This is a genomic window from Salmonella sp. NW38, assembly GCF_051807745.1.
GTDB lineage: Bacteria > Pseudomonadota > Gammaproteobacteria > Enterobacterales > Enterobacteriaceae > Salmonella > Salmonella enterica.
On sequence record NZ_JAMMTO010000005.1, the window covers coordinates 47,628 to 69,939 of the forward strand.

General features: G+C 48.0%; 20 protein-coding genes. 5 read left to right on the plus strand and 15 right to left on the minus strand.

Annotation, left to right across the window (positions count from 1 at the left end):
* Positions 1-189: 189 nt before the first annotated feature.
* The 4 genes from NA624_RS10390 to ripC all read right to left on the minus strand — a co-directional run bounded on the left by NA624_RS10390 (position 190) and on the right by ripC (position 3,377).
* Positions 190-570: a VOC family protein gene (locus NA624_RS10390; protein ID WP_000582672.1), complete on the minus strand. Its 381-nt coding sequence runs from the start codon at positions 568-570 to the stop codon at positions 190-192.
* A 63-nt stretch (positions 571-633) separates the two neighbouring features.
* Entirely contained in the window at positions 634-1,959 is a 1,326-nt protein-coding gene (gene ripA, locus NA624_RS10395) for an itaconate CoA-transferase RipA/Ict (RefSeq protein ID WP_000982331.1), read from the minus strand.
* Between the two features lie 24 nt (positions 1,960-1,983).
* Positions 1,984-2,511, minus strand: a complete 528-nt coding sequence (ripB, locus tag NA624_RS10400) for a (R)-specific enoyl-CoA hydratase RipB/Ich (protein ID WP_001094307.1) — start codon at positions 2,509-2,511, stop codon at positions 1,984-1,986.
* A gap of 23 nt (positions 2,512-2,534) precedes the next feature.
* A complete protein-coding gene (gene ripC / locus NA624_RS10405) occupies positions 2,535-3,377 on the minus strand; it encodes an itaconate degradation C-C-lyase RipC (RefSeq protein ID WP_001112900.1) in 843 nt (280 codons plus the stop codon).
* A gap of 91 nt (positions 3,378-3,468) precedes the next feature.
* Between ripC and ripR the strand changes: the two genes are divergently transcribed.
* Positions 3,469-4,347 (plus strand): itaconate degradation transcriptional regulator RipR, encoded by an 879-nt coding sequence (gene ripR, locus NA624_RS10410; protein ID WP_000423179.1) that lies wholly within the window; start codon positions 3,469-3,471, stop codon positions 4,345-4,347.
* Between the two features lie 47 nt (positions 4,348-4,394).
* Here ripR and NA624_RS10415 read toward each other — a convergent pair whose 3' ends face one another.
* On the minus strand, positions 4,395-6,134 hold the full coding sequence (locus NA624_RS10415; RefSeq protein ID WP_000745176.1) for an arylsulfatase: 1,740 nt from the start codon (positions 6,132-6,134) through the stop codon (positions 4,395-4,397).
* A gap of 68 nt (positions 6,135-6,202) precedes the next feature.
* A complete protein-coding gene (locus tag NA624_RS10420; protein ID WP_000933443.1) occupies positions 6,203-7,387 on the minus strand; it encodes an anaerobic sulfatase maturase in 1,185 nt (394 codons plus the stop codon).
* 511 nt (positions 7,388-7,898) lie between these two features.
* Between NA624_RS10420 and NA624_RS10425 the strand changes: the two genes are divergently transcribed.
* A complete protein-coding gene (locus NA624_RS10425) occupies positions 7,899-8,582 on the plus strand; it encodes a helix-turn-helix transcriptional regulator (RefSeq protein WP_001275364.1) in 684 nt (227 codons plus the stop codon).
* Positions 8,583-8,686: 104 nt separating this feature from the next.
* On the opposite strand, the gene NA624_RS10430 is transcribed toward NA624_RS10425, so the two are convergent.
* The 4 genes from NA624_RS10430 to NA624_RS10445 all read right to left on the minus strand — a co-directional run bounded on the left by NA624_RS10430 (position 8,687) and on the right by NA624_RS10445 (position 12,620).
* The gene (locus NA624_RS10430; RefSeq protein ID WP_000100109.1) at positions 8,687-9,244 is read right to left on the minus strand and encodes a DUF3156 family protein; all 558 of its coding nucleotides are present in this window, start codon (positions 9,242-9,244) and stop codon (positions 8,687-8,689) included.
* Positions 9,222-10,721, minus strand: a complete 1,500-nt coding sequence (locus NA624_RS10435; protein ID WP_000475960.1) for an APC family permease — start codon at positions 10,719-10,721, stop codon at positions 9,222-9,224. Before NA624_RS10435 ends, NA624_RS10430 begins: the two co-directional genes overlap by 23 nt.
* Before the next feature lie 208 nt (positions 10,722-10,929).
* Positions 10,930-11,304, minus strand: a complete 375-nt coding sequence (locus NA624_RS10440) for a cupin domain-containing protein (RefSeq protein ID WP_000542983.1) — start codon at positions 11,302-11,304, stop codon at positions 10,930-10,932.
* Between the two features lie 14 nt (positions 11,305-11,318).
* Positions 11,319-12,620, minus strand: a complete 1,302-nt coding sequence (locus NA624_RS10445) for an NAD(P)/FAD-dependent oxidoreductase (protein WP_001092825.1) — start codon at positions 12,618-12,620, stop codon at positions 11,319-11,321.
* A 161-nt stretch (positions 12,621-12,781) separates the two neighbouring features.
* On the opposite strand from NA624_RS10445, the gene NA624_RS10450 reads away from it, so the two are divergent.
* Positions 12,782-14,266: an NAD-dependent phenylacetaldehyde dehydrogenase gene (locus NA624_RS10450; RefSeq protein ID WP_001286382.1), complete on the plus strand. Its 1,485-nt coding sequence runs from the start codon at positions 12,782-12,784 to the stop codon at positions 14,264-14,266.
* Between the two features lie 135 nt (positions 14,267-14,401).
* Here NA624_RS10450 and iraD read toward each other — a convergent pair whose 3' ends face one another.
* The 5 genes from iraD to NA624_RS10475 all read right to left on the minus strand — a co-directional run bounded on the left by iraD (position 14,402) and on the right by NA624_RS10475 (position 18,743).
* Entirely contained in the window at positions 14,402-14,782 is a 381-nt protein-coding gene (gene iraD, locus NA624_RS10455; RefSeq protein WP_001543513.1) for an anti-adapter protein IraD, read from the minus strand.
* Positions 14,782-15,267: an Hcp family type VI secretion system effector gene (locus tag NA624_RS10460; RefSeq protein ID WP_000338753.1), complete on the minus strand. Its 486-nt coding sequence runs from the start codon at positions 15,265-15,267 to the stop codon at positions 14,782-14,784. The genes iraD and NA624_RS10460 overlap by 1 nt, the downstream gene beginning before the upstream one ends.
* A 726-nt stretch (positions 15,268-15,993) precedes the next feature.
* Entirely contained in the window at positions 15,994-16,917 is a 924-nt protein-coding gene (locus NA624_RS10465; protein WP_000540892.1) for a polysaccharide deacetylase family protein, read from the minus strand.
* Between the two features lie 38 nt (positions 16,918-16,955).
* Positions 16,956-17,834 (minus strand): carbon-nitrogen hydrolase family protein, encoded by an 879-nt coding sequence (locus NA624_RS10470; protein ID WP_000089249.1) that lies wholly within the window; start codon positions 17,832-17,834, stop codon positions 16,956-16,958.
* A 312-nt stretch (positions 17,835-18,146) separates the two neighbouring features.
* A complete protein-coding gene (locus NA624_RS10475) occupies positions 18,147-18,743 on the minus strand; it encodes a TetR/AcrR family transcriptional regulator (protein ID WP_000428463.1) in 597 nt (198 codons plus the stop codon).
* Positions 18,744-19,117: 374 nt separating this feature from the next.
* Here NA624_RS10475 and uidA point away from each other — a divergent pair, with 374 nt between their 5' ends.
* Both uidA and uidB read left to right on the plus strand, forming a co-directional pair.
* The gene (gene uidA, locus NA624_RS10480; protein ID WP_000945953.1) at positions 19,118-20,929 is read left to right on the plus strand and encodes a beta-glucuronidase; all 1,812 of its coding nucleotides are present in this window, start codon (positions 19,118-19,120) and stop codon (positions 20,927-20,929) included.
* Positions 20,926-22,299, plus strand: a complete 1,374-nt coding sequence (gene uidB / locus NA624_RS10485) for a glucuronide transporter (protein ID WP_001075548.1) — start codon at positions 20,926-20,928, stop codon at positions 22,297-22,299. The genes uidA and uidB overlap by 4 nt, the downstream gene beginning before the upstream one ends.
* The last annotated feature ends 13 nt before the right edge of the window (positions 22,300-22,312 follow it).

Consider the following 22,312-nt stretch of genomic DNA (forward strand, 5'->3'; position numbering starts at 1 on the left):
GTCCTTGGTTCGATTCCGAGTCCGGGCACCACCTTTCCTTTTTTATGCTTCCCTATGAACTCCTCGATGTCTTCAAGTCAATAAGTTTGAACATAGACTCTTTCCAGAAATTATTGTCATATGATCTCCATTAGACCAATATAAACGGATGCGTGATCATAATAAAGGCAGCAATAGTAAGTTTTAACATTAAACATACTGCGAAATTTCAATTAAGTTTCCATCAGGGTCCCTGATGTAGATAGACATTATCTCGCCTGTGGCTCCAGTTCTCTCAACCGGGCCTTCAACAATGGGAATGCCTGCCTGTAAGATCTCAGACACAACATCATTTATCGGTGTCGATGTAATAAAACATAAATCGGCAGATCCCGGCGTTGGTCTACTCGCTTTTGGTTCGAACTCCATTTCTTGCTGATGGAGGTTAATTTTTTGCGCTCCAAATATTAACGCTTTTCTGTTTTGTTTAAATGTTACCGCAGAAAAACCAAGTACCTCTTCGTAGAATCTTATTGTGGTTGATATATCAGATACCGTTAATACAAGGTGATCAATTCTGTCAATTATCATTTGAATAGACTCATGATGTTTATATTTTGGGGATGCTACATTAAAAATAGCATTAACCTACTTTTAAATCAGATGCATTTTTTTTGCATCTACTCTAAGTTGCTGCCGAAAATTGGGATGCGCCAATTCAATGATCCTGAGCGCACGCTCGGTTGAAGAGAGCCCCTTCAGGTTTACGGAGCCAAATTCAGTGACTATCCAGTGCGTATCCGTTCGTGGGGTTGTTACAGGCCCCTCAAGGCGGGGAACAATACGAGAAATCGTATCATTCGCGGCCGTTGAGCGGGTCGTAATAATGGAACGACCTCCTTTAGATGCATATGCGCCTCTGACAAAATCCAATTGCCCTCCTGAAGCACTGTACTGGTGTCCAAGCAAATATTCAGAGTTACAGGCACCAGTGAGATCGATTTGTAAGGTAGCGTTAATGGAGACAACATTCTCATTTTGCGCAATGATCCCCGGATCGTTAACATAATCGACAGGCCGACTAAAAAAAGAGGGGTTGTCGTTGAGATAGTCATACATATCCTTTTGTCCCATAGCAAAAGTAAATACAGACATTCCCCGGTCGATATTTTTACGCTGGTTGGTAACGACGCCTTGTTGAATCAAACTTACCAACCCCGGATTCAGCGCCTCTGTATGGACCCCCAGATCATTATGTTCCTTGAGCGCATTACAGATGAGCTCCGGTAATGCGCCGACCCCCATCTGGAGACAAGCGCCATCTGGCACAAGAGAGGCGATAATCTGACTGATAGCAATATCTTCGGCTACGGCAGTACGTATTGGTAGTTCAATTAAAGGGACATGGTTTTCAACAATGGCGTCAATTTCTGAAATATGGATTGCAGCACCTTCTCCATGAACGCGCGGCATATATTTGTTAACTTCGACAATAAGCTTTTTAGCTGTCCTCGCAATCCGGGTGGAATAATCGTTTCCAGTTCCAAAATTAAAATAGCCATACTTATCCATAGGGGACACGGTGTGAATAAAGGTATCAATACCAATATCATCAGCCAGTAATCGCGTCGCCTGATGAAAATTTGAAGGTACATAGTTAACTATTTTTCGCCCGGAACTCTCAATCCCCTGACGTATTAAAGCCCGTTCAATACCGGTAATAAACATACTGTAGAGATGAATATAGTCACTTAGCTCATAACGGAAAATAGTGTTCCCGGCAATGCTGGCTGTTTCATAACAGTAAACCCGCAGATCGTTGATTTCTCCCCTTTTCGCTCGCTTTGCCAGCGCATTCAGCAAAGCTGGAGGCTCTGCTGCAAACATTCCCATAGAGAGGTGACTGCCGGAGGTAATTAAAGTAACCGCCTCGTCAGGCGTCACGCATTTTTCGGCATACGCTGCATTAACATTCATCATGACTCTAAACCTCAGGGCGATTTCTCAATAAGCGGCGTCTTCTTCAGGCGAACATCCACAGCAATAAACTAACATTGTTCGTTCGAAGCGCATGACCTCTACACCATTCTGGTTAATACCACATGTCCGAACGGTAACGATGCCTTGTCCCGGGCGACTATTTGACAGGCGTTTGCTGAGTACAGTGCTTTCAGCATAAAGTGTATCCCCTGCGAAAACCGGATGGACGGCTTGTACCTTATCCCAGCCAAGATTGGCCACGACCTTGGCGCTGACAGTACGCACGCTCATACCGGTTAAAAGCGCCAGAGTGAACGTTGAATCAACCAGTAACTTTTTCCATTCCGTTTTGCTGGCGTAAGCCGCATCGAAATGGACCGGCTGCACATTGAGAGTGAGCAGGGTAAACCACACATTATCGGCGTCCAGAACCGTCCGGCCGGGACGATGTTCAAAAACATCACCGGGATGAAAATCCTCCCAGTAAAGACCCGAAATTTCTCGGTAGCGCCCCTCGCTAATGGTTTTATAAGCGGGTAATAACGTGTTCATAATCAATTCCTCTGTTAATAAAATCAGGAAAAGATCCCTGCCCGGGCGAGTAATCTCCGGGCCTGACGGGCAACGGCTGCATCTATCATCATGCCGCTAACGATCCCGACGCCTTTGGCATTCTCTGTCAGTACTGCACGAGCATGATTAATTTCTGCCGTTGTAGGAGTAAATGCGGTGTTGATTACACTAATCTGAGCGGGGTGAATAGCCGATTTTGCAGAAAAACCAAAACTGAGCGCCTGCAGCGTTTCCTCTTTCAGACCTGAAAAATCGCCTATATCAAAGAAGGGAGCATCTATTGCAAGAAGCCCTTTCATAGCACAGGCAGCCACTATTCTGGCCCGCGCCAGCGCAAGAGGCTCCCAGGCGGGTGTGGCGCCAATGTCAGCCGCCATATCTGCGGCGCCAAACATCAACCCGCAGAGTCTGGGGGTGGCGTCCGCAATAGACTCTACGGCATTAAGTCCGACAACTGACTCAATAATGCCAATAAGGCGAGTATCAGAACCAGCCATCATGATAAGACTATCCACGATTTGCAGGTGCGCGGCTGACTCTGTTTTCGGAAGAATAATGTAATCAGGAAAAAAACGGCATTCCAGTAACATATGCAGGTCTTCAATGCCAGCATGAGTATTCATTCCATTAATTCTTAATGCTATTTTCAGCGATGAGTTTGGTCGGGATGAAAGGAACTGCATCGCAATTTTCCGGGCCTGCGCCTTGTCATTCGGGGTGACGGAATCTTCAAGATCGATAATAGAAATGTCCGCCGCACTTTCAACTGCTTTTATGAAACGTTCTGGTCGAATTGCTGGAGTAAAAAGCCAGCTACGTGTCGGTGTATGAGAAATATCGGGCATATTGCACCTCCTGTTAACCTCACTATGCGCTCGCCGGTTTCATTCTTCCAATATATGATGGTGCCATTCTTAATTGCTTTTGGAGATGAGGATGGAACTGCGCCATATTCGCTATTTTCTCGCCGTCGCTGAAGAGCGGCATTTCACGCGGGCTGCGACAAAAGTAGGCATAGGTCAGCCGCCGCTAAGCCAACAGATTAAGGATCTGGAAAGCGAGCTGGGAGCGCAGCTATTCCGGAGAGTGCCTCATGGCGCGGAATTAACCGAGGCTGGAAAAGCATTTTATGATGTTGTTAAAGGGATGCCTGCTACCGCGACAAGAGCCGCGCTGGCGGCGCAGCGTGTTGCCAGGGGGGAGTCGGGCGTGTTAAGGGTGGGTTTTACTGCCTCTGCGGCATTTAACAGTGTGGTGCCCGGCGCAATCCGTACTTTCAAGCGGGCTTATCCTGACGTTCGTTTGCAGCTTGAGGAAGGAAATACAACCCAACTGGCTGATGAATTGAATGAAGGATCGCTGGATGTTGCCTTTCTGAGACCCGGTTTTACAGGCAATGAACGGTTCCAGCTCAGGTTACTGTCTGAAGAGCCGATGGTTATTGTGCTGGCAGAAACGCATCCTGCTGCGGCGTGTAAACAGATTGCACTCTCGATTCTCAAAGATGAGTTTTTTTTACTCTTCCCACGTGAAATCGGCCTGTCGCTTTATGACGTAGTGATCGAGGCCTGCGGTAAAGCGGGCTTTGAACCGAAAATTGGTCAACTCGTGCCGCAAATTTCGTCAGTCATTAACCTTGTGTCGGCAGAGATGGGCGTGTCGATGGTTCCAGATTCAATGAGACAGGTTAATGTCAAGGGAGTAGTATACCGCCCCGTTGCAGACCAGATGCCCGTCGCAAAGCTGGCTCTGGCATACCGGCGCGGCGATACATCACCAACGCTGAGAAACTTCATCCTGAAAGTCACTGGCTGAATGCGGTTATGTGAGCGTTGAATAATCATTTGAAACGTAACCAATAATTATTGGTCCGATTTTGTGTCTAAAGGAATCGCTAACGGAGCAGGAACTGGCTGCAATGTCTGTGGATCGACAGCCAGATAACGCCCGGTTTTACTGTCGATACCCACATAATCGATAAGCTTGCCTTTGGCATAAAGCACCATTGTCTGTTTTGCAAATGCCTCATATGCACTGCTCAGTATTTTCACTTTATCCACATAATCTGCTGCGAGATTATGCGTTTCCAGGGGGTCACGTTGCAGGTTGAATAATTCCCATGGCGCATTACCCGCCTGTGGGAATACTGTGACAAGACGACGCAATTTCCATTCCCCATCTATCCAGGCCGCCTGATTATGGAGTTCAACACCATATTGTGTGCGAGGCGCGTGCAGACTTTCACCGGTCAGATAGCGTTTAAAACTCACGCCGATCATTGGCAGTGTCGGTCTTTCAGATAATGATTTACTGACATCAATACCTGCAAATTCATAGAGCGTGGGCGCGACATCATACGCCGCCATTGTGGCATTATCTATGGCGCCATTATGGATGATACCAGGACCGGAAATCATAAAACTGGTATTAATTCCCCCCTGACCGCTGGTCGTTTTGTGATAGCGACCATAAGGCGCATTGCTGACATCAGCCCAGTGGGGACCATAAGAGATAAATGAATTTTTACGACCAATATTTTCGTAACGATTATCGAATTGCTTCCAAAAATCCGGTTCAGATTCATAGTGAAAGCCCTCCGCCGGATTCACCCCATTATCACTTAAGAAGACCAGAATCGTGTTTTTATCGCGCCCGGTCTTTTTTAACGTCTCAATAACGGTACCAATCTGTGCATCCATATTGGCGATCATAGCAGCGTAAACCTGCATCACCTTTGCCGTATATTTCTGCTGTTCCGGGGTCATCGCCTGCCATTCTTTCTCAAGTTCCAGTCCTGGCAGAGGTATGTCATCACGCAGGAAACCCAGTTTCTTCAAACGAGCAATACGCTGACGATAGACGTCTGCATAGCCCTGTTCATACTGACTTTTAAAACGACTAATCCATTCATCCGGTGCCTGCAGAGGATCATGTGGCGCAGTAAAGGCCAACCACGCGAAGATAGGTTGTTCCCGTGGCGTCTCGCTGATCCAGCGATTAATCTGGCTGGCATAGGCTTCGCTGGAGTAAAAACTGGAGGGCAGTGAAATGCGCTGATTGTCACGGGTATAATAGGTATGAAATATCTCCACGGTTCCCAGCGGCACGGCATCATCAAAGTGACTGGCGCCTCCCCCCATCAAGGCGAAAGAATGACGAAAGCCCCGATCTTTTGGCGTCGAGCCTGGCGTAAAACCAAGATGCCATTTACCCGCCATCAGCGTATTGTAACCAGCATCTTTAAAGCGTTCAGCCATGGTCGTCACCCGATCAGTCAGGCGCAATTCATAGCCTTCCTTACCTATGGTATTTTCATACCACCACATACCGCCTATACCCGCTTGCTGACTGGTGTTCCCGGTTAATAGCATCGCACGGGCGGGAGCAGACATGGGAGACGTGTAATATTGACTCATCCGCACGCCGTTCTCAGCCATCGCCTGCAAATTAGGCGTTGGGATTTCCCCACCGAAGGGAGTGATATCAGAATATCCCATATCATCAGCGATAATCACGATAATATCAGGACGTTCGTTTTGCGTACTGTGCGCCGTACCGGAGAAGATAATGCTGAGTGTGGCAAGTGTTACTTGTTTTTTCACGGCTTATTCCCCATTTCAGACTACGGATGTTGTACAAGAGCGGCGGGCAAATGCGGCAAGAGGGACCATCAGCCCGAAAATCTGCCCATAACGTCAGCACGCCAGGCTTTCAGTCCATTCAGATTCCGGGGCCAGGCGCGTAGCGGAGCCAGAATCTCAGTGAAAAAAGAGTAATAGCCGCTACAAAGTCGGTTGTAGCCGGCACTGTTGATATGTGCGGGGCAGCCTCCCTGGCAGACTATTTTCACAGAACACCGTTGACACTCCCGGCGCTGGCTTTTCTTAATACCAAAGGGAAGCCGGGTTGCGGTATCTACGGCTGGCGCTAACATATTATTAGAAAGCTGTCCTAGGTAATGCTGGCTATTAATCAGATGATCGCAGGCATAGAGTTTGCCGTCCGGCTCCATGACCAGATTCGTGCCGCAGCGGGCGGAATGGACACAGGTGGCGCTGATATGCGTAAAATATTGTGCCCATGCCTGTTCAATGTTGATCACAAAGACCCGCCCCATATCGCCGCGTTTGCGCCATTGACGCCAGATATCAATCATGAAACGTCCCCAGTTATCCGCACTCAATTGGTAACGTTGCTGTAGGGCGTTGCCTTCGTTCATCAGTGGCTGAAATTGCAGATAACGAGCGCCAAGGCTAACAACATGATCGTAGATGGCTGCCGCATGGTGAGCCATGTCATCATGCACGACAATCAGTACGTTAAAATCGACTCGATAGTGTTGTAACAATGTGATTCCCCGCAACACCGCCGGATAACTGGACTCGCCGCGTTTGCCCGGACGATGGTAATTTTGCAAGTCTTCACTGCCCTCAAGACTGATGCCAATAGTAAAATTATTGTCGCGAAACAGACGACACCAGGCATCGTTTAACAACGTCGCGTTCGTTTGCAGACTATTACTGATCGTCACGCCGTCAGGCGCATATCGTTGTTGAAGCGCTATTACCTTTTTATAAAAACCGATTCCGGCTAAAAGCGGTTCACCGCCTTGCCAGACAAAATTAATTTCACGCGCACTGGCAGGTTGCGCCGCAATATAGCGACAAATAAAAACCTCCAGCGTTGATTCATTCATTTTTTCTACGGGCGTTTCGCCCTGTGGGTAATAACAATAGCGGCAGGCCAGATTACACGCAGGGCCTATGGGTTTTGCCAGAATATGGAAGGGTATCTGCGCGCGATATTCAGTCATTACGGGGATTTGTTGTTGCCGTAATGTGTTGAGATTCAACATTATTCTGTCCTGTAATTATCATTTCTGATGCGGAGACATGACTCACATTTCGCAATAGCGTCCGTCTGGTGCTGCGGGCAGAATGCCGAAAGCGGGCTGTATCTATTGATACACCGGTTTTCTGCATAGCGCATGACGCTATTGAAACGTTATTTAGCAAATCCTGTCTGAACCAGAAATTAAGTCTCTGTTAACCTGCGCTATTACAGAAAATCATAGAACAGGCATCTCAAAAGAATATCGTCCTGAAGGACGAGAACCCACGGCATTTTCAGGAGATGAGTCAACCGCGACAGAAAAAAATTATATTAATAATTTTTAATTATTTTTTAGAAAACCAAACAGGATTTAAATTAAAACTGTTTTATTTAAAATAGTTATAAAAAATACCGTAACACGCGTCACATTATTAACATGTGAATGATTGTGTTAACCGAATGTAAATTGTATGTTTCAACATACAACTATTTTACTGCGTCCCGGCACGCTCATCCGGATGGAAGGAGATAACATGTCAGCCTTATCAACTACTGGCCATAATGACGGGATCACTCTCCATTGCTTACAGAGCATTGCGCAACTCATTCCTCTGTCGTCGGCGGTTTTTTATCGTGTTAATGCTTATTTAAAGCCAGAGGCCTATGTTTTACATAACATTTCTAATAGCACACACCAACAATATCTGGAGCATTTTCAACCATTAGACCCGCTATCGCCTTCCCGGTTCGGCCAACAGGTTGTTACCGTAGCGACGATGACGCCCGGTATCTGTGCCCGTCATCGCCATTATTATCATGAATTTATGCTACCTAATCATGTGTGCGACATGATTGAGATCTTTATTCGTCGGGGCCATCGTATTATCGCGGGCATTTCATTAATGCGCGATATACCTTTTTCCAGCGAAGAGCGTTTGCGAGCCCAGGCAGTACAACCATTACTGGGACTGGCAATTCATGATTCTCTTCAGGAAGACAACAATCTGGCGTCAATATTGACCGCAAAAGAGCGTGAAATTGTGGGAATGGTCTGCGAAGGGGCCAGTAACAAATTGATTGCCCGTCAGTTGAATATATCTCTCTCAACAGTGAAAACGCATTTACGCAATATTTTTGCTAAAACAGAAGTGATAAATCGCACGGAACTGGTTTCCCGAACCAGAATGTCCTCGGTACAACATTCACTGAATATGTGAAAGCGTTCTTTTTACCCCGCGTCAAGTGCGGGTCTTTTCCCCATGTGTCATATATGCCTGAATTAATACCATTCTCTGAGCTGATGCCTCAATAAAATGTCATATTATCTGGCGTCGGTATCCTGTTGCAGCCATTGATTCATGGCCTGATTGATCATATTTATCACACTAAGCAGAAGAACACGCTGGTGCCGCTCAAGCCGCAGATAACGGCGCAGCGGCGGCATTTTACAAACCACTTCGCTAGCAGCCCATAGCTCAATGCTGCAATACCATTCCTTATGATGTAAAACCAGCGTAAACCGACGATAATCCAGTTCACTCAGTGCCTGTTGTAAATTGGGGAAACGATTAAGATAGTTAATCAGCCCGGCGGTACTTTTGCTGCCAGTAAAAATGACGGGATAACGTTTCAGCCATCCGGGCTGATGAACGCGAATTTTGCCCTGCAAAGGATAATTGATTGTGCCTTTCACCCTGAATTCACAACTGTGAATACTGGCCATGAATAATCGTTTTTGCTGAACATGGCAGATAACCTGGGTAAATGCATTCAGATGCAGCACGGCGCTATGTTCGGTCAATTTTTCACAACGCCAGCCGCTCAAATCACGTAACACCATGTTCATTAATGTGCTCTTAAACCAGGGGACGGAGGACATCTGGCGTCATCTCTTCATTGTTTCGCTTTTCATAATTGCCCATCGCCCGTTCCACGACCTCTTCTACCGGAAGTGGGAGGAAAGGATTAACCCGTTGCACACATAATGTCCAGAATAAGGCATAGGCGGCAGTCAATCCAAGCATAATACCGAATGGTATAAGTACATCCCGACTGTTCATTCCTGGAGGTGCGATATTAATAATGGCGATAATAATACCCACGCTCGAAATAATCTGAGGTAAGGGGAACCAGGGGGCCCGGTAAGCGCGTGGCAAATCGGGGCGCCGAATACGTAAGATAACGACCGATAACGTTACCAGCAGATAAGCTACCCCCCAGGCGCAGACCGCAGCGAGGATCAGCGGAACAATGTGGTCGATATCACCGTTCAGATACCAGGCATGTAAACAGGGAATCGCAACACCGAATGCGATGGCGATGACCGGTGTTTTAAAGCGGGGGTGCAACCAGGTTAGAAACCGCGGCAAAGCGCCGTCCAGCGCCATGCCGTATATAATACGCGGTACTGCCGCCATCAGCGTATTAATTGTCGCACATCCCGCTAACAACAACCCCACGCCCAGCCAGTATTGCCCGACATGTCCCATGACACGATTGGCAAAGGCGGGAATAGCCATCGGCGTATCCAGTAAAAAGATATGGTTTGCCGCATCGACAACCACATTATTTACCTGCCGGTTAATCGCAGCGCCATAGAGGAACATACAACCTGCCACCGCTAAAAGGCCAAGCGCCATCGCTCTGGGAATCGTACGATGCGCTTTTTTAATTTCCGGCGCCATTGGCGTTACCAGTTCACAACCGACGAACATAAACATCGCCATGCCAATATAACCAAACAGACCAGAAAGATTACTGACATCAAGCGGTGCGCCAAACCACCCAGAATGATGAGTGACCGGGGATAACAGGATCCCGCATAAACCGAAGATGGTCAGGGTAGTCCACATACCGAAAGTAAGAAATACTTCCACCTTGCCAAATACTTCAACACCAATGGCATTCAGTAACCCGAAAACCACTACCATGCCGACGCCAACCATCCAGGTATTGTGCTGCATGGCCACGTGTTCGCTAACAGACTCAAAGTTCACCAGCGCCATGACGCCAGCGAGAATCGTTTCTGCCGTGCCGGCAAAAATGTGTACGATCAGGTAAGCGCAAAGCGCACCGGTGATAGCGAAAAAACGCCCCATTCCGCAGGAAATATAGTCGTAGACGGAGCCAGTTGTGGGAATAAGCGTTGCCGCTTCGGCAAAGGTGGTAATCTGCGCTTGCATCATAATAAATGCCAGTAATACCGCAAGGGCAAAGGTATCTCCCCCTGAGCCAAAACCACTGGTCACGGTCAGGATCACCGGGCTTGCCATAATCAGCCCGACGGAGCTGGCAAGCGTCGTGGGGAAACCAATAACGCCACGTTCAAGATGGCTGGCAAGTCTGTTTTTAAACATGGTCAACCTCTTCACTATTATTACAACAATAAATTACCGCTCCGGAATAACGCTTATTTATGGCAGGCAGCGCATCTAACAGGTATCGTCCTGAAGAGGGATAACGGTAAATAACGTTGTGACGCCGTCCCCGCATGCGCTAATAGCAAGTGGGGAGCGCGTTATTCTCCCCAGTGATACCAACGCTACTGACGAACAATTAAAGGATTCAATCCTGTTTATGGCTTTCAACGTTTGCCAGATAATGTTTTACAAAACGGGGCGTTAAAACTTTCCATGCCACTTCGGTTCCCTGTTCAACAAACCAACTATCGCCCGGTGAAAAACGTATCGGTTCCTGACCAGCGACAGTGAGTTCCACTTCCCCTTCCAGCACGGTTGCGTGCTCGGTAAAGGGATAAATCATCGTGAAACCGCCGCGGGTCGATGAAAACAGTCCACAGGTAAATACATCCTCAGGTTTACCGTAAATCATCGCAACGGCGACCTGGGGATCGCCTTCTGTTGGCAACGCCCCTAACAGGCTGACACTCCCGACTGGCTGTAATTCAGGAACAGGTTGATTGAGTTTAAAAGCGTGCATTAATGTTCTCCTGGTTAATTCCGGCCTTTCCAGAAACCGGCTGTTTGATGTATCAGTTTTCCCGCACTGACCAGCAATAGACGTAAACTGTCGCGACCATAAATTGTCGCGTGGGGAATGCTACTCATCAGACGATACCGCTCGGAACCGCCATTTATTCCTTCGGCCAGGATTTTGCATACAATATGGGAAGGCGTGACGCCAAATCCGGAATAACCCTGAACATAAAAAACATTATTGTGTTCACGAAGCGTGCCAATCTGCGGAAACAGATTCGCGCTACAGGCCATCGGTCCGCCCCAGGCAAAATCGATTTTAACGTCTTTCAAATAAGGGAAGACCTCCGTCAACAGAGTGCGGTTCCAGGCAGCAAAATCGTGCGGGGTATATTCAAGAAACCTTGTGGCGCTGCCAAACAGCAGACGGTTTTCTTTTGTGAGACGGTAGTAATTTATAACCGGGCGGATATCGCTAAAAGCCCCGCGCAAGGGACTGATCCGCTCAACAAGCTCGCTGGAGAGAGGTTCTGTAGAGACCTGATAAGAATAAGTAACCAGCGTTTTCTTATAAATTTCTGGTTCCAGATTATTGAGAAAACTATCACAGGCCCACAGCAATTTGGCTGCTTTTACGCTGCCCATCGCAGTACGTACCCGCACAGTTTTACCGTAACTGACCTCAACCACAGGTGAATATTCGAATATCTTCACCCCCAGCGAATTCGCAGCCTGAGCGGAGCCCAGCAATAAATTCAGCGAGTGGACATGCCCTCCCCCCATATGCTTGAGAACACCGCAGTAGACGTCGGAACCGATAACCTGCTGCACGTCTTTACCGGTATAGAGTTCAATATCGTCTTCCGGCGTAGCGGCTTTGAATTCTTTTTCCCATTGTTGCAGCGTTTTTAACTGCCGCTGGTTGTAGGCCAGATAACCATATCCGGGGACAAAATCAGCATCAATATGGTATTTACGAATTCGCTCCCGAATAATACCCGCGCCGAGGTTCGAGATTTTAAACAGCGTCTCCATTCCCGCTGCGCCTACATATTTTTTAACGGCTTCGATGTCGTGACCTATACCGGCCATTACCTGACCGCCGTTTCGTCCGGTGCCGCCATACCCAAGATGACGGGCTTCCAGAACGACAACATTAGTGATCCCCTGCTCCGCCAGTTCCAGCGCGGTATTGATGCCTGAAAAGCCACCGCCAATGATCACCACATCGGCATCAATATCCTCTTGCAAAGCAGGAAAATGCAACGGGTATTTTTTCGTCGCGCCGTAGTAATTCAACGCATCGATTTTTGTATTCATCGCGTTACCTTGTCATCACGCTTGACTAAGAGCGCTATCACAGCACGGTAACGTTTTACAAAATATCGTCCGGAAGAATGACGTTCTTTGGAACGATATTCAGCTCCGAAAAAGTATGTTGGGATGGAAAAACGTACATTCCTGACCTACAGGCACTTCTGATGAGCGATGTGACATTACTTGCCGAAGTAACGACTTTTTTACGCCAACGACACGGACAATTTATTGCAGGTGAACGTCAGGCCGGAAACGGCACGAACTTTTCGGTCACTAACCCAGCCACCGGCAAAATCATCGCCGACGTTGTGTCGGCAACCCCTGCGCAGGCAGAAGAGGCCATGCAGAGCGCCAGACGGGCGTTTGATGTCTGGCGTAAAATGCCAACGTTACAACGCGGCGCATTACTGCTGAAACTGGCTGATACTCTTGCCGCTCATCGTGAAGAGTTAGCTCAACTGGAAAGCGTCTGTTCAGGTAAAACGATTCTGCTGTCGCGCGGTCTTGAACTCGATCAGTCAGTGGCCTTCCTGCGTTACTTTGCCGGTTGGGCAGGAAAAATAACCGGTGAAACGCTGAATGTCTCCCTGCCATCAATGGGAGAAGAGAGATACACAGCGTTTACCCAACGCCAACCCATTGGCGTGGTCGTCGGTATTGTGCCGTGGAATTTCTCAATTATGATTGCTATCTGGAAGCTGGCCGCAGCGCTGGTATGTGGCTGCACCATCGTCATTAAACCAAGTGAATATACCCCGCTGACACTGCTGCGAGTCGCTGAACTGGCTAAAGAGGCAGGTTTCCCTGATGGCGTAATTAACGTGGTAAACGGTGCTGGCGGTGAGATAGCGCAACAGCTGATCGCGCATCCAGATTGCGCCAAAGTGAGTTTCACCGGGTCAGTCGCGACAGGTGAGAAAGTCCGGCGTTCGGCAACATCGTCAGGAAAACGCGTTACCCTCGAACTGGGAGGGAAAAATGCGGCGCTGTTTCTCAATGATCTCTCGGCACAAGCCATGGTCAACGGTATTCTTGAAGCCGGTTATCTGAATCAAGGACAGATTTGTGCTGCCGCAGAGCGTTTTTATCTGCCCCAGGAAAAACTGGATACAGTCATGACGCTCCTCAGGCAACGGTTATCGGAGATCGTGCCCGGGTCGCCTTTAGATGAAAAAACGGTGATGGGCCCGCTGGCGAATCAGGTTCAGCTTGAAAAAGTGCTGCGTCTGATTCAAATCGCACGGGAAGAAGGGGATACCATTGTTTACGGCGGTGAAACTTTACCCGGCGAAGGGTACTTTTTACAGCCGACGGCGGTAAAAGTGCGTAGTAAAAACAGTACGCTGATGCACGAGGAGACCTTTGGCCCTGTCTGTAGCTTTATCGGTTATCAGAATGAAAAAGAGGCGCTTTCGCATATCAACGCTTCGCCATTTGGCCTTGCAGCAAGTGTGTGGTCGGAAAATATGTCTAAGGCATTACGCTACGCTGAAGATATTGATGCTGGCATGGTGTGGGTCAATATGCATACCTTCCTCGATCCTGCGGTACCCTTTGGAGGGATGAAAGGATCGGGCATTGGTCGTGAATTTGGTAGCGCGTTTATTGATGACTATACCGAACTTAAATCTGTCATGGTCCGTTATTAACCATCCTGAAAATGATGCAGGCAGATCAACCATACCGAAAGGTGGACTGCCTGCCTGATTATCAGGTTCGCTCGCTGCGTTTTATTGCTTTTGGGGTAATGTAAAACGCCCGGCCCGGCGTTCTTTTCTGCATTACTAGCGCCATCTACCGTTAGAGTAGGCTATCTCCAGTCTTAACGGTTCAGACTCATCCTGTAACATCGCTTCCAAAGACAACGCCAGCGTCTGATGATGGGCATCTTTTACACTGACTTTCAGCATGTTGATGCTCGGTTCATAACGTAAAATAGCAGCGCGAAGCTCACGGCAAAACCAGTTGAGAACCCGTTTGTCACCCACATTCACCTCGTGCCATTCCGGCATACCCCGAGTGAGCAGCGGCGGTAATGTCTCGCCACCTGCCACAGCGCAAGAGTTGAATAAACACATTAACTTGCGGCGTACCAATTCATGTGGGCTTATCCCCTCAACCAAGAGCCTGTCGAATAGCGCGACCGGAATGGTTGGCGTCATCATCATTTCCCTATCTGGTCCATCGCCAGATCCCATACTGACGTTCTGGACTCCTGTTGAGCGCCGTCTGATTTCTCGGCAGTGATTTGCCATTCGATTTTCGTGAAGTTCAGCGACATCGTTTCCACCGGCTTACCGCCGGCGCCGCCGCTAACACTGAGTTGTGATATCAGCACGTTTGTCAGGGTATAAACGATAAGCGACCGCATTTTGCCGTCGTCATTGCGGCACAACGTCAGCACCGCGGTTCTAATTAGCCTCCCGCTACAGCAGTACTCATTGAGCACAGGCGTGGCGAGGTCGACAAATTTGGTGAGCGACATTTCACCAACATGCGCACGCCCGGAAGTCCGCTCAGTGAGGCTAACATCGTTATTTACCTGCATTGCCACATTGTGGCTATAAGACATGATCTCTATCTGATCTTCAAAGCCTTCAACCTGGCTTTCGCCTTTGATATTGTCGAGCTTTAAAAAAATCGCATCCATGATTTATCTCCTTGTTGATCAGGTGGCAGTTCAGCAGCCAGACGAATACCCGCGGCCAACGCTTGTGACTCTTATTAAAAGCGCAACTACCAAAAAACACAGCGTGAAAAGCGCCAGGTTTGCAGGGATTTTGCCAACGTTTACCCACGTCTGATAAACGTTATTCCGCTGGTTGCAATGCAATAGAGGGTTTTGGCCCGCTGTGGCCAAATACAATTGAGGTTATACTGAACGCTCTCTGCCATATTCAATCCCTTTTATCGCAAAGTATCCCTGGTGCCGGTATCACAGCGTCATTATTCAAAAATTGACATTTCAGAATAATAATCAGCTATATATAAAAAACACATCAAAAAGCAAATATCAACTTAATTTTTACTTATTTAATAAAAAACCCCAAATTGATTTACATCAATTAACACATACAAAAACACTAAAAATCAAAGCGTTAAATAAAAATTAATCACTATGGAAATTTTATTTTTCTTAATACTCACATTATAAATGTTATTTGCTTATTTTCCTGTGAACACTAAAAAATGATTTAAATCAAAAAACAAACTATTTTCGTTGATTAACGTTTTGACCGAAATAAAAAAAGATTTTATATGTCCCAGGATAGTCTCCCTTTCTGATGGACAATATGCATTACCGAGCGGGCAAACAGGTAACTTCTGCCCGGGTAATCCGTTACCCGACTGATATTAACATTGTCATGAGGTGATATCATTTGCCTGGCCAGCCATAATCATCCGGAACCGGCGCTACGCCACGAACATCAGGACGGAGCATTTTTTGTCGATCCTCTTCGTCATCCACCCAGACACTGGCTATCTCTTCACAGGTTGCAAACCATACGCCATCATGCCCTTTAATATGTTCAATCAAGCGTGACAACATCATCATATGATGCCCATGACCGATTATCTGCGGATGAAGGGCCATCGCATATAAACCGTTTTCCTGATGGTTATAAGCATAGGTAAAAATATCCTTCCAGCGTCGCAGAACACCGTCAGTATCGCTCATCCCCTCCTGGTTGCCGGTATACGCCAGTGCGGGAAAATCATCCAGATACCAGCTAACAGGAATTTCCAGAATCGCGCTGGCCGGGCCTGCGATATTTCCCGTCTCCCAATTCACCTGCCAACGTTGAGGATGGTAAGGCACAAGATCTCTCGCCATCAGGCTACTGTCATAGAGAAAACCGGCTTCCTCCAGAAGATCCAGCGTATTCTCGCTATAATCCCAATAGGGAGAACGGTATCCCACAGGACGTATGCCGAAATGTCTTTTATAACAGGCGAACGCCAGATCCATAAGTCGGCGCTCTGTATCACGATTCACCAGCGTCGGATTTTCATGATAGTAGCCATGGTGAGCGATTTCATGCCCGGCATCAAAAATCGCTTTACTGATTTCCGGGAAGGTGTCTACAGTGTGTCCGGGAATAAAAAAGGTGGTTTTGATATTATTTTCTTTGAACAATTTCAGAAGCCTTGGTACGCCAACTTGTGCACCAAACTCTCCTCGTGACATAAAGGATGGCGACGGTCGATTAAATCCGCCCAGCCATAAAGACTGAGCATCTACATCGACACCAAGATTGACCGCAATCCTTTTACCCTCAGGTAATTTTAAATATCCCATAACGACCTCCAGCTAATACATAGAAGGGACACATTCTGTTATTTAATGTGTGATGGCCAGATATTATATATGCCTGCTTTTCTGCGTCTGTCCTTGAACGTTGTTGCTGCCCCCCCAAGTCTATTTTCATATAGAACATCGAGGTTAATTTCTCCTGAAATGACATCCTCTTGATTGACGTGCGCCTCTGCGATAATACCTTGTGGATTTTTCCACACGACATCACAGGGGCTTAAAATTGAACTTCGGGCCCAGCAGCCTGGCAGTGGTCCACCCGGGTTTCCGCCCAGGCAACAGTGAACAAGATAAATTTGATTTTCAATACAACGTGCGTGGCAACAATGCCTGACTCGCCAAAATCCCTGTTCAGTAAACGTAGCGGAAGGCGTTAAAATTAACTCCACACCCTGTTCCACCAGCGTCGCGGCACACTCCGGTATTTCTGCTTCATAACAAATATTAAAACCCACCTTTGCAAATGGCAGTTGAAAAACAGCCATTTTATCGCCTTCCTGAGTATACCAACCCCGTTCAGCCGGAAAGATATGCGTCTTACTGTGAGCATAATGTTCGCCATCGGGTCCCCATATATGCGCAACATTCTCATAGCGATCTGCTCCGGTCTGCTCCAGATGAGAGCCAGCAATAATGAACTGTCCTCTTTCTTTCGCTTCCTGTTGAAAAAGCTGCTTATAGGCATCCGTGAACTGATCAATTAAAGTAAGGTGTGAAATGGGTCTTTCTTGCCATTTTTTCAATAGTGTAAATAGCTCAATGGTAAATAGCTCCGGGAAGATAACGACATCAGCTCCCTGACTTTTATTAAGAAGTATCCTTACCTTTATTATGAAATCTTCAAAAGTGTTTATTTCAGTAACAATATACTGACAGGCTGAAACAGTAAAATTACGTGACATCGTGATATCCCCGGCATGAAATTTAAACTTAAATTAACGTATAGCGCATGGAGAATATTAGGGAGTGGGCATTACGACATCAGGTTATTTTTTGTGAAGCTACGCAAAATATATGGAGAAAAGAGTAGAAGCATTGAAGCTTTATTTACATAAAGGGGACTTTATCGATGATCGCAGCGAGACAGAGAGTCGATAAAAATCCAGGCGAAAAACAATAACCCTTACCACAATATTATTTTCATCATCTAAAAATAATCAGGCAAACTAAATGATAACGCGCTCGTATAAAACGAACGCGTATTTTTACCGACACTAGCTTGCAGAGTTGCATTTTAGTAGCCCCGTTAACATAGTTCTTAACGTCGTCGCAAAACTGACGTGCCGGGCATTCTCAGCAGAGCTGCTATCCGATAAAACACCATACGTGGTAGCTAATAATAGCCTTGCCGCCATTTCTTTATCCACATCGGCGCCAATTTCCCCCTTCGCCTGCGCATCGTTAAAACGTGCAACCAGCGAGGCGATAATAGTGTGGTATTTATTGGTTAGCATTTCCGCGACCTGAGGATTACGCATCCCTTCAGCCATAATCTCTACGACCAACGCCCGCTGCGCGCAGTCTTCACGCGTGACGGCAATAGTTGACTCCACCAGATAATCCACCAGCCCAACGCCCTCCAGCGGCTCACGAAAATGGGTTAGTGCTCTTTCCTGATCTTCTAAAATAATGGCTTCAATCAGGGCCTCTTTAGAGGGGAAGTGATGATAGAGTGTGCCGGGGCTCATGTCGCTGGCCTTACAGATCGTTTTCATTGATGTACTGTGAAAACCGTTTTCAGCAAAACACTGCCTGGCGGCGCGTAAAATTCGCATCCGCGTCGGTAGTGATTCGGTAAGTTTATTCTCCATTACGTTGACCCATTTTTCACTCTGCGTGGTGGCAGTGTACCCGGGCGCACTTCAGGCGCCTACTCTTCATCCTATTTTCTTTGATCCTCATGATATCCCTCCCGCCCCCTCCCCCTCACTTCCTGTATAAAAAACAGTAGAACGAACGTTCGATTGAACATTTTTTGCCATATGTCAACGGATGAAAATGGTTTTATGTGACAAAAGAAACAAAAATCAGGTTGCAATCCTGTTTTTTTTGATCCGCCTTAAGATCCTTCCTTTCTGCATTTTCCCTCTCGATCGCTGCGTGATAACTATTGCCTCAGACAACTGGTTAACTTGTTTTATTGCTGGTTGACCAATGAAAATTCGTCAGGATTAAGGAGTGAACAATGTTACGTCCCGTAGAAACCCAGAGCCGCGAAATCAAAAAACTTGATGGACTGTGGTCGTTTTGCACGGATGCAGACGATTGCGGTATCGCGCAACAATGGTGGCGACAACCGCTCCCCCAAAGCCGCGCTATCGCCGTACCGGGTAGTTATAACGATCAGTTTGCCGATGCAGAGATCCGCAACTATGTCGGCAATGTCTGGTATCAGCTCAACGTCCGCATCCCCAAAGGCTGGGAGCATCAACGCATCGTTCTACGTTTTGATGCCGTCACGCATTATGGAAAGGTATGGGTAAATGACCACGCCGTGATGGAACACCAGGGAGGCTATACACCTTTCGAAGCGGATATCAGCCACCTGGCGGCAGCCGGAGAGAGCATACGTATCACAGTATGCGTCAATAACGAGCTGAGCTGGCAGACTATCCCTCCGGGGGTGGTGACCCGTGATGAAACGGGGAAAAGGCAGCAATCATACTTCCATGATTTCTTTAATTACGCCGGTATCCACCGTAGCGTCATGCTCTACACCACACCAAAAACGTTTGTTCAGGATATTACGGTGACGACGGAGGTCGCGAACGATCTCTCCCGGGCCACACTGAGCTGGCGGGTGGAGGCCAACGGTGAAGTACGCGTAGAACTGCGGGATGCCGGGCAGCATATTGTCGCCTACGGCGAAGGGGCAAAGGGCGAATTACAGATAGCAGCGCCACGATTATGGCAACCGGGCGAAGGATATCTGTACGAGCTGCGGGTTATCGCACAGCATCAGGACGAACGTGATGACTATCCGCTTCGGGTAGGAATCCGTAGCGTAGCGGTAAAAGGCGAACAGTTTCTGATAAATCATAAACCTTTTTATTTTACCGGCTTCGGTCGCCATGAAGATGCCGATCTACGAGGGAAAGGATTTGATAACGTGCTGATGGTACACGATCACGCGCTAATGTCGTGGATTGGCGCCAACTCTTATCGCACGTCGCACTATCCTTACGCCGAAGAGATGCTCGACTGGGCGGACGAGCATGGCATTGTCGTCATTGATGAAACAGCAGCTGTTGGTTTCAATCTCTCTTTAGGTATCGGCTTTGATTCCTGCGAAAAACCGAAGGCGCTATACAGCGAGGAAGGCGTCAATGATGAAACACAGCGGGCGCATCTCAAGGCTATTCAGGAATTGATCGCCCGCGATAAAAACCATCCCAGCGTGGTGATGTGGAGTATCGCGAATGAGCCGGATACCCGTCCAGAAGGCGCCAGAGACTATTTTGCGCCACTGGCGCAGGCCACGCGCGAACTGGACCCGACCCGCCCTATAACCTGCGTGAACGTCATGTTTTGCGATGTGGAAACCGACACCATCACCGACCTCTTCGATGTGGTGTGCCTGAACCGCTATTACGGTTGGTATGTACAAAGCGGCGATCTTGCGAAAGCAGAAAAAGTGCTGGAGAAAGAGTTACTGGCCTGGCAGGAGAAACTCCACCGCCCCATCATCATGACGGAATATGGCGTCGATACGCTGGCAGGGCTGCATTCGATGTACAGCGACATGTGGAGCGAAGAGTACCAGTGCGCCTGGCTGGAGATGTATCACCGAGTATTCGATCGCGTTAGCGCCGTTGTCGGCGAGCAGGTCTGGAACTTTGCCGATTTCGCGACTTCACAGGGCATTATGCGCGTCGGCGGTAATCGAAAAGGGATTTTTACCCGCGACAGAAGACCAAAATCGGCGGCCTTTATACTGCAAAAACGCTGGACCGGTATGACCTTCGGCGAAAAGCCACAGCAGGGAGAGAAATCATGAACCAGCCGCTTTCCTGGCGCGTTATCGTAGGCTACAGCCTGGGTGATGTTGCCAATAATTTCGCCTTCGCCATGGGGGCGCTGTTCCTGCTAAGTTATTACACCGACGTCGCAGGCGTCGGTGCCGCCGCTGCCGGTACGATGCTCTTACTGGTACGAATATTTGACGCCTTCGCCGATGTGGTGGCGGGACGCATAGTAGATAGTGTAAATACCCGCTGGGGGAAATTTCGCCCGTTCCTGCTGTTCGGATCGGCGCCGTTAATGCTGTTTAGCGTACTGGTATTCTGCGTCCCGGCAGAGTGGAGTCATAGCAACAAAGTTATTTACGCATATCTCACCTATATGGGACTTGGGTTCTGCTATAGCATGGTCAATATTCCCTATGGATCGCTGGCGACGGCAATGACTCAGGAACCGCGTTCGCGCGCCCGTCTCGGCGCGGCGCGCAGTATTGCGGCCTCGCTAACGTTTGTCTGTCTGGCCTTCCTGATCGGGCCGCGTATTACTCATTCCGGCCCGACAGAAATGGCGTCGGTCTACCTCTTCTGGACCATTATCCTGGCCATTGCCGGTATGGCGCTGTATTTCATCTGTTTTAAATCTACCCGCGAAAACGTGGTGCGTATCGTCGCGCAGCCGTCGTTAAAAATCAGTCTGCAAACGCTTAAACAGAACCGCCCGCTAATGATGCTTTGTACCGGCGCGCTATGCATTCTGATCTCGACCTTCGCCGTCAGCGCATCGTCACTGTTCTATGTACGCTATGTTTTGAATGATACCGCCCTTTTCTCGGTTATCGTGCTGGTACAAATGCTGGTAGGTTCTGTGGCGTCAGCACCTCTGGTTCCCCGTCTGGTGGCGAAGATAGGTAAGAAGAATACCTTCCTGGCGGGCGCCTTAATGGGCACCCTTGGGTATTTGCTTTTCTTTTATATGTCTGACCATTCAGTGCCCGTGGCCTTAACCGCTCTGGCGATTGCCGCTATTGGCCAGGGGATCACCATGACGGTAATGTGGGCGCTGGAGGCGGATACCGTGGAGTACGGCGAATATCTCACGGGCGTGCGCATAGAAGGTCTGACTTACTCGCTATTTTCTTTTACCCGTAAATGCGGCCAGGCTATCGGCGGTTCTATTCCGGCCTTTATTCTTGGGTTAAGTGGCTATATCGCCAATCAGACGCAGACGCCGGAAGTCATTACCGGTATCCGGATGTCTATATCGCTCATACCGTGCGGCTTTATGTTACTGGCTTTTATTATTATTTGGTTTTACCCATTAACGGATAATAAATTTAAGGAGATTGTTCAGGAGATAGATAAACGAAAACAGTCACAGCAACAACTTATTAAAGATTTTAATAAATAGCTTTTCGATAACA